Annotated in this window: 8 protein-coding genes; 2 read left to right on the forward strand and 6 right to left on the reverse strand. The window is 53.9% G+C overall.

Going from position 1 to position 15,478, the window contains the following annotated elements:
- Positions 1 to 123: 123 nt before the first annotated feature.
- The 4 genes from IEW09_RS08575 to IEW09_RS08590 form a co-directional block, all read right to left on the reverse strand.
- The gene (locus IEW09_RS08575) at positions 124 to 1,119 is read right to left on the reverse strand and encodes a carbohydrate kinase family protein (RefSeq protein WP_229739197.1); all 996 of its coding nucleotides are present in this window, start codon (positions 1,117 to 1,119) and stop codon (positions 124 to 126) included.
- A gap of 128 nt (positions 1,120 to 1,247) precedes the next feature.
- A complete protein-coding gene (locus IEW09_RS08580; protein ID WP_229739198.1) occupies positions 1,248 to 3,728 on the reverse strand; it encodes a PKD domain-containing protein in 2,481 nt (826 codons plus the stop codon).
- 93 nt (positions 3,729 to 3,821) lie between these two features.
- On the reverse strand, positions 3,822 to 7,259 hold the full coding sequence (locus IEW09_RS08585; RefSeq protein ID WP_229739199.1) for a TonB-dependent receptor: 3,438 nt from the start codon (positions 7,257 to 7,259) through the stop codon (positions 3,822 to 3,824).
- A gap of 436 nt (positions 7,260 to 7,695) precedes the next feature.
- The gene (locus IEW09_RS08590) at positions 7,696 to 10,455 is read right to left on the reverse strand and encodes a glycoside hydrolase family 2 protein (protein WP_229739200.1); all 2,760 of its coding nucleotides are present in this window, start codon (positions 10,453 to 10,455) and stop codon (positions 7,696 to 7,698) included.
- Positions 10,456 to 10,688: 233 nt separating this feature from the next.
- Between IEW09_RS08590 and IEW09_RS08595 the strand changes: the two genes are divergently transcribed.
- Positions 10,689 to 11,795, forward strand: coding sequence for an SIS domain-containing protein (locus tag IEW09_RS08595; RefSeq protein WP_188553747.1), 1,107 nt, complete (start codon positions 10,689 to 10,691; stop codon positions 11,793 to 11,795).
- A gap of 118 nt (positions 11,796 to 11,913) precedes the next feature.
- On the forward strand, positions 11,914 to 13,320 hold the full coding sequence (locus tag IEW09_RS08600) for an APC family permease (RefSeq protein ID WP_188553748.1): 1,407 nt from the start codon (positions 11,914 to 11,916) through the stop codon (positions 13,318 to 13,320).
- Between the two features lie 53 nt (positions 13,321 to 13,373).
- On the opposite strand, the gene IEW09_RS18870 is transcribed toward IEW09_RS08600, so the two are convergent.
- Positions 13,374 to 13,895 (reverse strand): GNAT family N-acetyltransferase, encoded by a 522-nt coding sequence (locus tag IEW09_RS18870; RefSeq protein WP_188553749.1) that lies wholly within the window; start codon positions 13,893 to 13,895, stop codon positions 13,374 to 13,376.
- Positions 13,896 to 13,973: 78 nt separating this feature from the next.
- Positions 13,974 to 15,467, reverse strand: a complete 1,494-nt coding sequence (locus IEW09_RS08610; RefSeq protein WP_188553750.1) for a sulfatase family protein — start codon at positions 15,465 to 15,467, stop codon at positions 13,974 to 13,976.
- Between the last annotated feature and the right edge of the window lie 11 nt (positions 15,468 to 15,478).

Below are 15,478 nucleotides of genomic sequence, written 5' to 3' on the forward strand. Positions count from 1 at the left end.
GCTGGCAATGCCATCATCCACATCTCCGTACCATTTACCCCATATCCACGACACCGTACGTCGAGCTCAATCCTTCTGAGTGCGCTGCAGGGTCTACTTTACTTTCTCACGATTTCAGCCAGTTCATGGCACAAGCTTGCCTTGCTGCCAATAGCGCTCAAAAAAACTCTTCCGATATGCCGAGTCGGCGAAGGCTTCGATGCCGCCGGAGCGTGTGACCGACAAGGCTCCAGCCAAGTTCCCATAAGCAACACAGGTTTCCAGAGGAGCATGGCGAACCCATTGATGGAGAAAGCCCGCATCGAAGCTGTCGCCCGCGCCCACGGAGTCCGTCACGCCAACTTCAAGTGAAGACACATCGATCCTTCGTCCCTCCGTGTATGCAGAGGCCCCGCGCGCGCCGCGTTTGACAACCAGTAGAGGAACTTTTGCCGAGACATGCTCCGCTGCCGCCTTCACCTTGGCGATCTTTGCCAGTTCTTCTTCGGTGCAAAGCAGAACATCCACCCATGGCAGAACATTTTCAAGAACGTCTCCCCACTTATTCTCTGGATCGTCGTTTGTGTCGAGTGAGGTAGTCAGCCCACGCCGCTTCATCTCCTTAAATAATCCAGGAATGTCCGGGGAAAGTTTTCGATGCAGAAAGAGCGAGGACAAGTGGAAATGTTTGGCAGTTCCCAGATATTCAATATTCAGGTCTTCAATTCCCATTTCAAACATCGCCCCGGGATAAGTAAGGATGCGGCGCGTTGATGTAAGCGGAAGAATGAAAGTAACCCCTGTATTGCCGCTCTTTGAGCGGACCACATGACTTAGCTCAACACCCGCGCGCTTCAACATCTGGCAGCACATCTTTCCCAGCACATCGGGGCCGATGCGTGAACTGAAGCTGACCCCGCTTCCGAGGAGTGCCAGGTTGTGAGCAAGAATAGCGGACGAACTACCTAACGTGAGGGTAAAGTCGCTGGCCAGAATTTCACGTTCTTCCGGCAAATCACGAGGTAGACCATAAAGAATTAGATCGGGGTTGATTTCACCCACAATTGTAATATCGGGTTTCTCTATACTGCGTTCGCTCGCGCAGCCGTCCATCGTTTTTGCTGAGTCCATGTTATCCATCGCTGAAGTTTAGGTTGAGTTTCTCTTCAAGTAATTTTCTCAAGGCTAGGGCTCGTTCTACATAAATGGCCTGTGGCACGAATGAAACTATATATTTTCAAGTCCAAGACGAAGCTGCCCTATTCGCCTTACTCTGGACGCTTCTTGTCCACCGGAACGAAGCGCGTTGGGATACTACCAGTGACCACGACCTTGAATGTCTTGGAATTTGTGATCCCATTTAAGCCCGTTACGGTAACACGCATGTCGTATTCGCCGTCATGCGTGTACGCGTGGCGCACCTCCATGCCATTCAGAGTCCCCCCATCGCCGAAGTCCCAATGGACAGTGAGTACCGGGATCTCTGCGGAAGACGAAAGCTCTTTGAAGGTCACACTCTCCCCCGCGACTGCGCTGGTTGCCGAGCGCACTTCAAATGGTGGTGGATTATCGGGTAGCGAGCTATCGATGATCTTAAACATGCGGACAGAATGAGGCGGCTGCAGCATCGAGATTGTGTTCAAAGAGGTATCGCAGCAGCTTCGATCATCGAATACCTCCGTTATCTGATAGGCCTCCGACTTCTTCAGGCCTAGACTCGCCAGCGTGATGGCACGCTTACGCGCGGTCTCAGTCCAATTGAAGATGGTAAGGATGGATTGGCGATTGCTTTCTTTCAACAAAAAGATGCTCGGCTGCCCGTCGCTGGGCGCATAGGTCATGAGATCAACAGGTGTCGATGCTCGCCCGAGACGAGCCATATCAAGCAGGTCTGTGTTCTTCACCAGCGCTAGCCGTTCTGGGGACGCGCCAAGTGTGGGAAGGTCGTCTCCGACTTCAAACATACCTCCCGACACCGCGGAAAGCGCAATAGACGCCTTTGCCTCTTCAAACGTAAGCGGATGCTGCCCCCCGTGCCAGGACTGGTCATCCACAGTCTGCGTGGAAACAGTAAATGCATCCGGGTCGGCGATGAAGAAATTGCGATTCATGTAGTAGCGCGCTGCGATTCCAGAGGCAGCGTCTCTGGTAGCCGCAAAGGTGTGCCCTGTGTCCTGGGAGATGCGGCCCGCATCCACGATCCCGACAGGATTCAGCATCGGGCTGCCGTCCTTATCAAGGACGACAGCTTCGCCAACCGCGCTTCGGATGATCTTGAGACCAATCCGTTGAGCCTCCAGAGCAGTCGTGTTCGGCTTATAGTAAGCACCCTCAACGGCGGAGTCGTCCATGAAATCCATCTTGATGAAGCGAACGCCAAAGTTGTAGAGCGTGGTGTAGGTCTGTCTCAAATAGCTCTGTGCGCCAGGGTTGGTAGTGTCCAACACATACAAGGGGTCGTTGTGGTCGGTGACATACCCAATGTGAATCAGCTGTCCAGCAGAGTTATGCAGCAGCCAGTCCTTATGATTCTGAAAGACCCATGCGCGCTCCGATACTTCAAACGGCGCAGTCCATACTCCAAAGGTGAGACCGTTATGGCGCACCTGGTCTCCTATGTACCCCAGTCCGCGAGGAAACAGAGCCACATCTGGCGTTGCATATTCACCGCGCGCGTATTGATACCCTTCATCGATCTGAAAGTAGTTGTACCCGCTCTGTTTTAGATTTTCTGCCAACCAATTCGCATTGGTAATAGCAGCTCCCTGATTGAGCCCAAAGTAGTAAGCCGTCCAACTCCACCACCCGATTGGTGTTGGGGTATCGACGCGAGCATGATGCAGCTTTTTGATCGCACTCCCATACTGCTCCAACTGAGCATGGTAGTCAGATCCAACGGCAAACATAAGCCGCTCGGACGGCAAACTATCACTCGGTTTGACCGGAAGACTGAGATTGACCTGTTCCGAGGCAGGTGAATCTCTAAGCGATTCCCCCTTCATGATTTCGGTCGTGCCCGTAGCCACAGCGTCGTAGGAAACAATCCGCGCACTTCCACCCGATGACTGCTCTTTCAAATGAAAAATCGTCAGCAACCGGTCGGAAGTAAGTGCGCCAAGAAACAGACTCTCTCCACTCGTGCGGTTATAGATAAGCTGGCTTCCTACTGCGCGGTGCGTACCTTCCGGAGCGGCGGCGATGTCTCGAATCGCAAGTTGCGGCCTATCTTCACTGTAACTATCAGACAAAACACGATCATCAGAAGCAGGCCCGTTCAAGTTAACAACTGGAGCATCCGTCGCATGAAGGCTTCTGATCGCCTGAACGGAGATCGCCCGATCTGTAGTGTTGCTTACTTTAACTTCGACATCGCCCCATGTCTGGTCCCGATAGAGCCGTAACGTACAGATAAGATCCGGCGTTCCTGAAAGCCCGGTATTCTTTACTGTGAGTTCCGATCCCGGACCGAATTCATCCTGAAACTCAGACTGTGTTGTCTTGTGTTGGGGATAGGCAGACGATCGCAGCAGATGCGAATCCACCTCCGCCTCCACGTCGGAGCGCACAACCGTACCCGAAAGTCCCTGCTGCGCGATGGAGTAAGAGCCATCTGCATTAACACTGACCGTCAGGGTTTTTCCCTGAATCGTAGTCGAACGGTTATGCTCGCTGGCCGATGCTAACCTTCCGCACGCAGACGTACAGACCAGGATGACACCGCAAACGCTCCACCGGAACCAATGGTTCACAAAGACCCCCTTTGATTTATTTCGGGTTGCTTCGTTTCAATTACATCTCGCAGCCCGGCTCGCGCTGGGAACCAGGCTGCAGGGTGGGAGTGCTTAGAAATGGAATTTCACAGCGAACTGAACAAGCCGAGGAGGAAGTGCGCCTGTCAGAAAGCCAAAGCTGGGTGTTCCCATAATGGTTGAGTTGATAGAGTTTTGAGGACCTGGAGCAGCGAATTGGAAGTTGGGATGATTGAACGCATTGAAGGTCTCGGCTCTGAGTTCCAACCGTCTGGATTCACCCAGTGGAATGGTCTTCAATAGCGCGAAGTCTATGTTCTTTTCGCCCGGCCCCTCAAGACTGTTCATGCTTACGTTACCAAACGAGCCGAGCGCGGGGTTGGCAAAAGCACATGTGTTGAAGAACGTCCCGGCGACACAAGGCTTCGATGTTGCCTTGATACCCGGAACTACATCTGGCCGTTGCTGCCCGTCGGAGTTGGCAAAATTGCCGTTTCCATCGGTTACCGTGAACCATGTGCCCGACGACAGCGTGAGAATACCGGACCAGTTCCAGTTCGAGAGAATGTGATCGATGATGGCAACATTGGTTGCAAACCGCTTGCCTGGTCCGAATGGCAGGTCGTACAGATAACTCGCCACGAAACGATTGCGCACATCAAAATCCAGTGGCCCATATTCCTGATTCGGATACAGACTGTTGCGGAATGAATCGTTGTTTTGTGCGCCGAGATCTGCGCTGCTCGCGTTACCCAGTGCCTTACTGTAGGTGTAGTTGACGATGAACTCTAAACCGCCACTCAACTGCTGACGCACCGACGTCTGCAAACCGTTGTAGTTCGACGAGCCTGCCGATTTGAGATAGCCGGTCGAAGCATCGATATAGGGGAACGGACGCCGCGGCGCGCTCGGCGCGGACGGATCGGCGGTAGGTTGAGCCTGGTTTCCATTCAGATAAATATAGGAACGATTGCTCTTGGAACCGACATACCCTATCTCGAAGATTGTCTTGCCGGTCAATTGATACTGCGTTGCCAAGTGCCACTGCATCACGTAAGGCATCCGCAGGTGCGGGTCGAGCGAGAACAGTGTGGGAGTGTTGGGATCCACCAACGCCGTCGCAGGAAAACCCTGTGAGAGCGTGCTGATGCCAGGAACAGCGCAGTTCGTCACGGTAGCATACGAAGGCAGGCTACACGGGCCGGAGAAAGTCTGGCTAATGAAGTACGGAGGATTAAACCCTGGGCTCGGATTGCTATATGGACCCGCTTCATCGCCATTAAAGAAGACCCCAAATGCACTCTGCACCGCAAGGCGCTTCGTGGCGTTATAGGCCAGTCCTACGCGGGGCGAGAAGTCCTTATAGTCCGAGCTGATGAGTGCATTTGTCGCCGAGTGATTGACAGGCAAAATTGTGGCGAGTGTCGGTGTCAGACTTACATTACTGTCTTTGGGAATGTCCAGCACACCCGTGATCGGATTGAAGTTTGCCTGGGCATTGTTCTCCGAGAACACCGGGGAATAGTACTCGTATCTCATGCCAAGATTGAGCGTCAGCTTCGGCAGGATGCGCCAATCGTTTTGCAGAAACAACGCATACGTATGGCGATAGTACTCGATGTTGTTAAGGTTGTTGATGTTGCCACCGCTCGGCTGCCCGGTTAGAAGAGAGGCCAGGCTGTTTCCACCGCTTCCGGGCGATCCGGCATTGTCTGTAAATTGATGGTTGAAGCTGAGTGTGCCCCTAGGAGATGCTGGCTCGTAGATGGAAAAGTGCTCCGGACGAACTTCTCCACCAAACTTCCATGTCTGGTTCCCATGGATGTAGGTGAACGTGTCCGAGACCATGAAGGTTTTTTGCTTCTCGATGGCTGGTAGGAAAGTCGGACTTCCCAGTGTGGATGCGTCACTGAAAGTTATCTGCGGCAGACCGCCATTATTGGTGCCAGCCACATACGGAACGCCGGGAAAGCCAATCGTTGCGGACACATTTTCGTTGTAGTTAGCCTGATACCGGCTTGTCTTCAGCCAGTTAAACCCGACTCGAAGTTCATTCACCGCATGGGCCGAGAAGACATGCGTCTCGCTGGCGACAGCGCTATAGGCGGTGATCTGTTGAATGCCGCTGAAGAAGCCTCCCCCATCGGCGAATCCAGGGAAAGGCGCACCGATTGTCTCCGGACTATTGCTCATGCTGAACCGATAGAAGGCTGTGTCATGCTTGGAGATGACTTGGTCGATGCGCGCATCTCCCTGGTTGGACGATTGTGTCGTTATCGGGTCGGAAAGATAGTTATAGCCAACACCAGTGGCATTGGGGGCAGGAAAGAGTTTGATAAGCGTGCTGCCGAGTGAGTCCATGCTGGCTGAAGGAACGACATTGCTCGGCGAGCCGTTGACATAGCCGAACGGAACGCCACAGAATCCTCCACTCCCTTGGCTGGTACTCGCCTGAGTGAGGCGCGTGTTGAAGATCTCCCCTTGATAGGTCGGTGCTCCATTGCAATCGGTGATTCCGGTGGGAGCGCTCAGGTCTAGTTGGCTCGAAAAATCTCCGTTCTGCTGTGCCAGCGTTGGGACCAGTGATGTCGCTACTTGCGCCTGATGCAGGCGCAGCCCCTGATAATCGACGAAGAAGAGGAGCTTGTCTCGAATGATCTTCCCGCCTAGTGTCGCGCCAAACTGGTTCTGGCGATACGGCTGGCGCGTGGTGTCGAAGTAGTTCATCGCATCGAAGCTTTGGTTTCGCAGAAACTCATAGGCCGATCCATGCAGCTCGTTCGTCCCACCTTTGGTGGTCGCGTTGACGATAGCGCCGGTGGCCCTACCAAACTCAGCATCGTAGTTCCCCGTCTCGATCTTGAACTCCTGTAGTGCGTCCGGCGGTGGCATCACAACGTAATTCGCCTCGTTCAACAGATCGGGAAGGTTTGAATTGTTGTCCACACCATCAAGGAGGAAGTTGTTGTCCAACGAGCGCGAGCCGCTAGCACTAAAGCCGAATCCTCCCGAATCGCGCGCCCCCGGCTCGCTGACCGTCACGCCGACGGTCAGCTGCGCCAGCTGAACCGGATTGCGGCCGTTCAATGGAAAGCCCACCATCGATCTACTATTGATGACTTGACCGGTCTCCGAGGAGTCGGTTTGAAGCAGCGGTGCAGCGTCGGTAACCACTACTTCCTGGCTGATTGTACCCAACTGGAGCGCCGTATCCACCCTTTGGCGTTGTTGCACGTCGAGCGTGATCGGGCCGACGACGGTCTTCTTGAATCCGCTTGCCTCGATAGTGATCTGGTACGTTCCAATGCGAACCGGGCTGATGCTCCAACCACCCGTGGCATCGCTCTGCGCGCGGTAGGTGTAATTTGTGGCAGTATTTACTGCCGAGACGGAAGCATTCGCAATAGTGGCTCCAGACACATCGGTAACACGGCCCTCGAGTGAGGCAGCGTCTCGCTGCGCCATAAGAGGATAGCTGGCCACGAGAAAAAAGCCGAGGCAGAGTGTGCGTAAACTTATGATCGTTTTCAAAATCGACCTCCTGGAAATTGCAGTTGACCAACGGGGAGACAGTCCATCGTGCACAATAAGGAGTTCCTGCCGTCCGATTCAGGCCGCGAGCTGAACACTGCTTTGTCCATCTGATTTCGAACAATTACGAATTCGGCCTACACAAAACGAATAGCAAGCTACCAATGTGTTTCGTTATATTACGAACACTGTCGTTTTGTGTCAACGATAATTTTTATCAAGAAATTAAATCATGCCCAAAAGGCCCGTTTCCTGGAAAGTACATCCCTCTATAGGTAGGGATTGCGTTCCTTTCCAGTAGAGTGAACGCAATAGTTCGCTCGCACCAGACAAGGGCGCGACAACGAAATAGCGAAGACGGATGGGGCGTACGACTGCGTTATCAATCAGGAACGAAACGAATCGGCAGTAAAGCATCTGCGATTCATGCTTTCCCTTATTTTGTGCGCCCAATCGACACTATCTCTTCCGGCGTGTTGTAACCCGCTAGCTTAATCCAGGTAGCCCGACCATCCATCTGCCGAAGTGTTCCGTGAATCTCGACGGCCTCGCCCGGAAATACGGTGACATAGTTGTCGTCATATTGGATGGGCAGAATCTCGTCACCACCGCGGTTGGAGGTAATCTCTGCGCGCTCAAAAAACGCCACACCGCGGCCTGTGTTCCGCAGGCGGATGGTGACGTGGCTCTCCCCTCCCGCAACGGTCTCGCTGGCGCTCAGTTCCAGAGGAACTGAGCGCATGGTGTTCAGGGCAGTCATGTCTGCCCAACTGGCCTGCTTCAAATCGAAGGCGTTGTCGTTGGAGGGAGGGCCAAGATCATCGTCTTTTGTCGATTGCCAGTAGACGTTATTCACCAATGGTTTTCCAGAGTTGTCGAATAGTTGACAGCGCACAAAATAGACGGGAGTAAGGTCTTTCAGGCGAGGCAGATTGAGAACATGGACTGCTCCGCCCGATGCGACGACAATGTCTGCTGCGCTTCGGTCATAGCGAACATTGCCGTCCAAATCATAGATGCGCACGCGAGCGCGCAATCCATTGTGCTGCACGGGCGTTTGGTTTACCACCGTGATCTTCGCCTGGCTGTGGTCTCCAATCGCATAAGAGTCGAAGACGACCGACAGAGGACGCAACCCTTTCTTGGCTCCGTAGTAAGCACCACCAGGCTTCAGATAATAGTCGAACAGATGTCCGAAGAAGGATGGCCATGGAGTATTGAGCATCCAATATAGGGTCATCTTGTGGTTGGCCCATCCATTCGCCGCGAAGTCCTCAAACTGCGCACGGGTATCTTCGTAGTGTGCCAGTTGCGCTTTCCGGGCAAACTCCTCCGCGCTGCTCGAAGGGCCGTAGCGCCGGTCGATCACCTTCTGGATATTACTCAGCGTGCTATTGCCTGGATTTGATCCCGCATGAAAATACCAGGTCTCATTAATGGGCCAGAGTTTGTCGGCGGGGATGAATCTTTTCAGGCTTTCATATGGCGGAATGTGCTCATTGTCACCCTGCTCGGCGCACGCGCCACGCGCCGCCGCATAGCGCCCGCTGAACCAATAGGTCGGTGGTCGCCAGCTATACGGCCCCTCCATATGGATACCGCTCCACTCGCGTTCACCTTTATCATTCCTGGCATACGAAGAAACGGTATCGACAATTGCATTCTGCCAGTGCAAGTCCGTCAGAATTTTGTGATAGGCCGAGCGGACCGGAGGCGGTGGCAGCCCATCGCTTCCGTTGGCCCAGATGAAGACCGAGGCATGTGGACGCAGCATCAAAATCTGTGACCTCAGGCTCGCATCTGCTACACGATAATCTTCAGCGCTCCACTGGTTCCATTTTTCCCACTGGTTGCAGCACATCCAGCCAAACATCACAGGAACACCCTGCTCATCAGCCAACTCCACCATGTGGTCGCTGGCGATCTTCGACTCCCAGCGAAGCATGTTCAAACCCATGTCCTTCACATACCGCATGATGGCCTCATCGCGGCCAGCATCGTAACGGTAAAGCAGGTCAGGGGAGTAGTCGGCCCCGCGCGCCAGAAAGTCTCTTCCGTTTACCTGAAGATAAAAGCTGCCGCCCGTGCCCACCTTCGGAAACTGCTCATCGTGGTCGCGGTGCTGTGTAATGGTACGAATCCCGAAGCGAATGTGACTCATGTCCGAGACCTGTTGGCCTTCAAGGAACTCGAGATCCAAGGTGTACAAGTTAGGCTTGCCCATCGTGTAGGGCCACCACAGATCGGGGTGCTGCACCACAAGCTGCGAATATTTCTGCGGATCGAAGCTGATCTCTCGTGCTTCATCCGATGCAAGGCTCAACTGTTGTTCTATCTGGATCGACGGCTTGCCAGAACGCGAGATCGTTCCCCGCAGCACACCACTGACCGGATGATCAGTCAGGTTGTGCAACTCTGCATAGATCGTCAACCGCGCCGACGTGAGTTGCGGCAACGGAAGCTCAGTGTTCACTGTCGTATCGCTCACAGTGACCGCGCCCGACATACGCAAATAAACCGGTTTCCATATCCCGGCATTGCGATCGGAGACAAATGACACCCCGTGCGCACCAGATTTGAGCGCCCCCTTATAACCCAGGTACTTCCAGTTGATCCAATCGAACCAGCTATCGCCTAGTTCAACCCCATTCACATCCTGTACCAGACGCTCCGGCGTCACCTTCACGGCAAGAACATTCGACGCGCCTGGTTTGATCCAGCGCGTCACATCGAACCGATGCGCGACATACATGCCGACGACCTGGTGACTATCCGCTATTAGATTGCCGTTCAGCCAAATCTCCGCTCGATAGTTAATGCCAGGAAAATCGAGTTGGTAAACCTGCTGGTCTGCCGGCACGACAAAGGTCGTCCGATACCACCAGTCCTGAAGATAGAGGTCCAGGGGAACAGTCTTGAGCAGGTTCATGCCGTTGTAGAGATTCGGGTAGACGCCATCTTCCTCCAACGTCTCCAAGACTGTGGCTGGCATGTGCGCGACCGGATGCCAGGATGCCGTATTAAAACCAGGTAGAGAAATAGTCTGGCCATCTGTGGCCACATCGCGGGCCGAGTAGAGCTTCCAATTCCCTGCCAATTCAACTTGGCGCTGCGGCTCCGAAGAGGTTTTTGCGTGAGCAGGAAGAGCAAACGTGCTCGCAAAAAATATCATTCCGCAGATCAAAAATTTCGACATGAGTTCTCCCTGGAGGAGTTTGCCCAGCGAATGCATCTGCAACAGATGCATCATGCGTGGGCTTCCGGCCTGCATGAAGTGTTTTACGGAATACTTCGTTTTGTGTCAAATGAAAGTGTTGACGACTGACTAATATGAATATATTCTTATGTAATGTTTCGCATTTGATTGATTTATCTGCGGGATGTATTCTTTGCCCCGCATCCAACTTGACCTGACAGAACGGAGTTTACATGTCACAAGATCCTGGCGTGACAACGACGGCACCCACTGACGCGCCGCTACACACCTTGCAAGAGATTTTCGGACAGCCTCTTCTGTGGCCAACCACGTTGGCGAACGTTCGTTCCTCATCGGAGCGATTGTCTCTCCCCGTCAAACTTCAGGACGCCCGCGTACTGTTGACCGGGGCTGGGACCTCGGCCTATGCGGCCAGCGCCGTTGCATTGGCATGGCCCCGGGCATTTGCCGTGCCTACAACCGACCTCCTAATCGACACGGAGCGTTATCTGGCAGGTGTAGACGTTGTGATCTCCCTAGCCCGTTCCGGAGATAGCCCGGAGAGCGCCGCTGTAGTCGAGCGTGTCCGTGCGCTTCGGCCCGACATCTTGCAATTAGCAATTGTCTGCAATGAACACGGAGCCTTGTCTCGCGCCGGAGTTGACGGCTTGATTGCGCTCGATCCTCGCACCAACGACCGCAGTCTTGTGATGACAAGCGCATTCTCAAATCTGGTGCTTGCCGGACTTCTGCTCGCACAGCCCGATGCAGCTAGTTCCACTGTGAATGAGTTCAGTTTGCACACGTCTGCGTTGCTGCCTGAGATCGACCGTGCATGCCATCACCTGACAGCGCGTATCCGTGACCGGATCGTCGTCCTATCCTCTTCGCCATTGCTTGGTTGGGCGAGCGAGGCAGGACTCAAGATACTTGAGATGACCGCTGGGCGCTTCCCTATTCTCACAGAGACGTACCTGGGTCTTCGTCATGGTCCCATGTCGTTTGTCAAACCCGACACGCTTGTCCTATGCCTGCTGTCCAGCGATCCAGTACGCCGTGCGTACGAGGTCGATCTCATCGACGAGCTGCGCCAAAAGAAACTCGGCTACCGGGTAGGAATCGCCGACCCGGTAGCTGCCAACGGTCTGTTCGACGAGATCATTCCTGCGATTGCTCCACAGGCGGACGACGCTCTGCGGACTCCCTACGAGATCGTTGCCGCACAGTTGCTCGGATATCATCTGAGCCTGAGCATCGGTTTGAATCCCGACAACCCAAGTCCCTCAGGCGTCATCAATCGGGTGGTTCAGGGAGTCAGAATTCACCCGGCACGGCTATAAAGCCCTGGCTACTAGTATTTAGTCGCTGTTACCAGACTCTTGCTCTCGCGTCAGATCCAAATTCGCTTCAGCATTGCCACCATTCCATTGAATCGATCGGCATCAAGAGGATTCGTCCATGGCGCAACAACAAGAAGTGACGGTTCCCTCAACTTCCTCAGGAAAGGCCGTCCGCCTCAACCGTACATTGAAGCTATGGAACCTCATCATCATTGGTATGGTCATCGTCCAGCCGACCGCGCCCATGGGGATCTACGGTGTCATTAGTAATAAAGCCCACGGCCACGTCGTCACAACCATCCTCATTGCCATGGTCGCTATGCTCTTCACGGCAATCTGCTACGGACGCATGGCACGAATCTACCCCAGCGCAGGCTCAGCCTACACCTACGTCGGTCAGGAGATGCACTCTGCCCTCGGCTATATCGTCGGCTGGGGTATGGTCATGGACTACCTGCTGAATCCGTTGATTTGCACAGCCTTCTGTGCAAAGACCGCGATGAACATCGTTCCGGGCATGTCCTACTACGTCTGGGTTCTTATCTTTGCCGTTTTCTTCACCTGGATGAACTTGCGCGGCATAAAAACCTCCGCGCAACTGAATGAAGCGCTTTGCGCCGGCATGGTGCTGGTCGTCCTGATCTTTCTCGCGGCGGTGGTCCATGCACTGTGGCACGTTCACCACGATCCCGGATTCTTCACCCACCCCTTCTATCAGCCGGACACTTTTCATCCCGCAAATATCTTCGCCGGCACCTCCGTGGCTGTACTCACTTATATCGGTTTCGACGCGGTATCCACCTTATCGGAAGAGGTTGAAAATCCGCGGCGTAATATTCTTCTGGCTACCGTTCTGGTCTGTCTGATTACAGGCCTGCTGTCCGGATTGGAAGTCTATGCGGCGCAGCTCATCTGGGGTGCGAAGCCATTTCCGAGCAGCCAGGTAGAGTCGGCCTTCGCGATGGTCGCGCGGCAGGCGGGCGGCACCGTTCTCTTCTGGATCATCAATTGCACCCTGCTTGTCGCAAACATGGGTTCAGCGCTGGGCTCGCAGCTTGCTGCCGGACGGCTCCTCTACGGAATGGGACGGGGAAATGCGCTACCAAAAGCATTCTTCGGTGCAATCGAACCCAAACGCCACGTTCCTCGCAACAATATCCTGATTGTTGGCGCTTTTGCACTTGCCGGAGCTGCCACCCTTGAATTTTTCTCCGCGCGATTGGGTGGAGGCGCCTACGAGATTGGTGCCGAGGCACTCAACTTTGGCGCCTTCCTCGCGTTCATGGGGGTCAACGGAGCGTCCTTCATCCACCACTGGCGACATGAGCGAAGCAAAAACCTTAGTGGTCTTATCGTGCCCGCCCTCGGCTTCCTGATTTGCGGATTCATCTGGATCCATCTCAGCCATGCCGCGCTGGTACTAGGTATTGTATGGATGGTCGCCGGAATCACATATGGAGCGATTCGCACTCGTGGCTTCCGCTCCGAACTCGTCACCTTCGAGATTCTTCCTGACGATATCTGATCAACCATGTGCTTCAGACTCTACTCTCCTAGGCCAAAATCGAACCAAGAGAATCACCAAGGAAGACATCCTAGTTCCACCACCCCACCTAGCCATGCCTCCTGGCCAAAACACTTCACCATGACAACCAGAGGCGACTGAATGCTTCCCTCAGGCTGATCAATCCAAACCGGCCTTTTGATCGGCTCCCACCCCAGTCGTTCATACCATGGCTGCACTGCATCTCGGCAAAAAAGTAGGCCGAAGTTTGCATCTCTTTGTTGTCGTACGTGCTCTTCCGCCTTCTGCATGGCTATCTGGCCAAATCCTTTCCCTCGGCAATCTGGCCGCGTCAGGACTCCGCCAAACCCAGCCACGGAAACCGGCTGGCCACCAACCCTAACCGTGCATTGCAGAAGTCCTACATGGGCTACCAGAAGCCCATCTTCGATGATGAACACATGCAGCGGTTTCGGTTGCCACACCAAGCCATAACTTGCCGTCTGGTTCGGATCGCTTACGCCACCGGCAAGGCTCAACTTGTCCGCTGCCAGGTAACTGTCCGCAATGCGAACCTCTATGCGATCGAGCTTCACCTCTTTATTATTTCACCGCTTCTGTCCTGCGTCGCCATCGATGAGATGGAATCGCAGGACAATGTTCGACTTGAATATTTAACTCGCTTCTTTCCGTTCAGGAATCTCTGCACGCAGGACACTTAACCGGTCTGAAAGGTGAGCTTGAAGAGAAGCATACTGCGGTTTGCCGTAAAGATTATTTTGTTCATTCGGGTCAGTCCGAAGATCGTAAAGCTCTCCTTCCGACGGATCGAGCACATACTGAATTAGCTTGTATTGCTCCGTTCGGATGCCACGATGCGGCGCGACTTTCTCTGGATTGGGCCACTCGTAATACTCGTAGTACCACTCTTTACGGAATTCCGGGTCCGTATCCTTCGCGAGCGGCAAAATGCTTTTGCCTTGTAGATTCGCTGGAGCAGGAACACCAGCAAGATCCAGAAGCGTCGGTGCGATGTCCGTATCCAGAACCATCTCTTCACGTACGGTTCCAGCGGGAATGCGTTTCGGGTAGCGCACCTGAAAAGGCACTCGTATCGACGGTTCGTGCATCAATCGCTTGTCGAAGAGCCGCCACTCTCCAAGAAAAAATCCGTGGTCGGAGGTTTGCAGGATGGCCGTGTCGTCAAGAATATTTTTCTTTTCCAGTGCACCGATCACGCGACCGATATTCTCATCGACTGCGACGAGACCTGCATAGTAATCTTTCGCAACGCCTTCGAGAGAGCCGCAGGCAACATGGCTTGAGGTTGTGCCCAGCTTATTTTCTGCATCGACAAAACTCTTCGGTTTGCCGGGATATCCCTTGAGATCATCATCAAAGCTCACGGGCTTCGCGATGGGTGTGCCGTTGTAGAGGTCGGCAAGTCGACGCGGACGAAAGAACGGCTCATGCGGCGCGACAAACCAGATCAGAATGCAGAAAGGCTTATCTCCACGGTCTTCATTGATCCATGAAATCGCACGGTCCGTGGAGAGATCGTCGGGATAAACCGCCTTGTACTGCTTGCTTGGCCCAACTTTTCCCTTGCGGCCTTCTTTAAAAATAGGATTCTCATAATCGTTACTGGGATTGTTGTGGCCAAAGTAGTAATCCCAATTTCGCTCCTCCACTCCATTTCGTGTATGGATTTTGCCTACGATGGCGACCTCGTATCCTTCCTTCTGCAGTATCTCAGTGAAGAGCGGAATATCGGCGGCAAGAGGAATATTGCCCTTGGTGTTGTCGAGAGCACCGGTAGAACGCGAGTACAGGCCGGTAAGTGCAGTCGCGCGGGCCGGAGCGCATAGTGCATTGGTGCAAAAAGCGTTTGTAAAACGAACGCCTTCGTGTCCGATACGATCATGGTTCGGCGTCTTGAGGATAGGATTTCCCGCGATTGAAAGTGCGTCGGCCCGCTGGCCTTCTCCAAGGAAGAAGACCAAGTTAGGACGCTTCGATTTCGTCTGGGCACCTGCCAACGCTGGTGCTACCGTCGAGACTGCTGCAGTACCTGCAATCGCAAGTGATGCCTGCAAAAAGTCGCGCCGCGTCGTTGTGCCTTGTGCAGAACTCAAAGGCTTGGAGCTTTGTTCATTTGTTTCTGACATAAAAATCCTTT

It is taken from the genome of Edaphobacter dinghuensis (assembly GCF_014640335.1).
Lineage (GTDB): Bacteria > Acidobacteriota > Terriglobia > Terriglobales > Acidobacteriaceae > Edaphobacter > Edaphobacter dinghuensis.

What these genes read in the sequence shown, in the direction of transcription:
- IEW09_RS08610 (WP_188553750.1), bottom strand. Translation starts at nt 15,467, where the DNA reads ATGTCAGAAACAAATGAACAAAGCTCCAAGCCTTTGAGTTCTGCACAA.
- IEW09_RS08600 (WP_188553748.1), top strand. Translation starts at nt 11,914, where the DNA reads ATGGCGCAACAACAAGAAGTGACGGTTCCCTCAACTTCCTCAGGAAAG.
- IEW09_RS08595 (WP_188553747.1), top strand. Translation starts at nt 10,689, where the DNA reads ATGTCACAAGATCCTGGCGTGACAACGACGGCACCCACTGACGCGCCG.
- IEW09_RS08575 (WP_229739197.1), bottom strand. Translation starts at nt 1,119, where the DNA reads ATGGATAACATGGACTCAGCAAAAACGATGGACGGCTGCGCGAGCGAA.
- IEW09_RS08590 (WP_229739200.1), bottom strand. Translation starts at nt 10,455, where the DNA reads ATGTCGAAATTTTTGATCTGCGGAATGATATTTTTTGCGAGCACGTTT.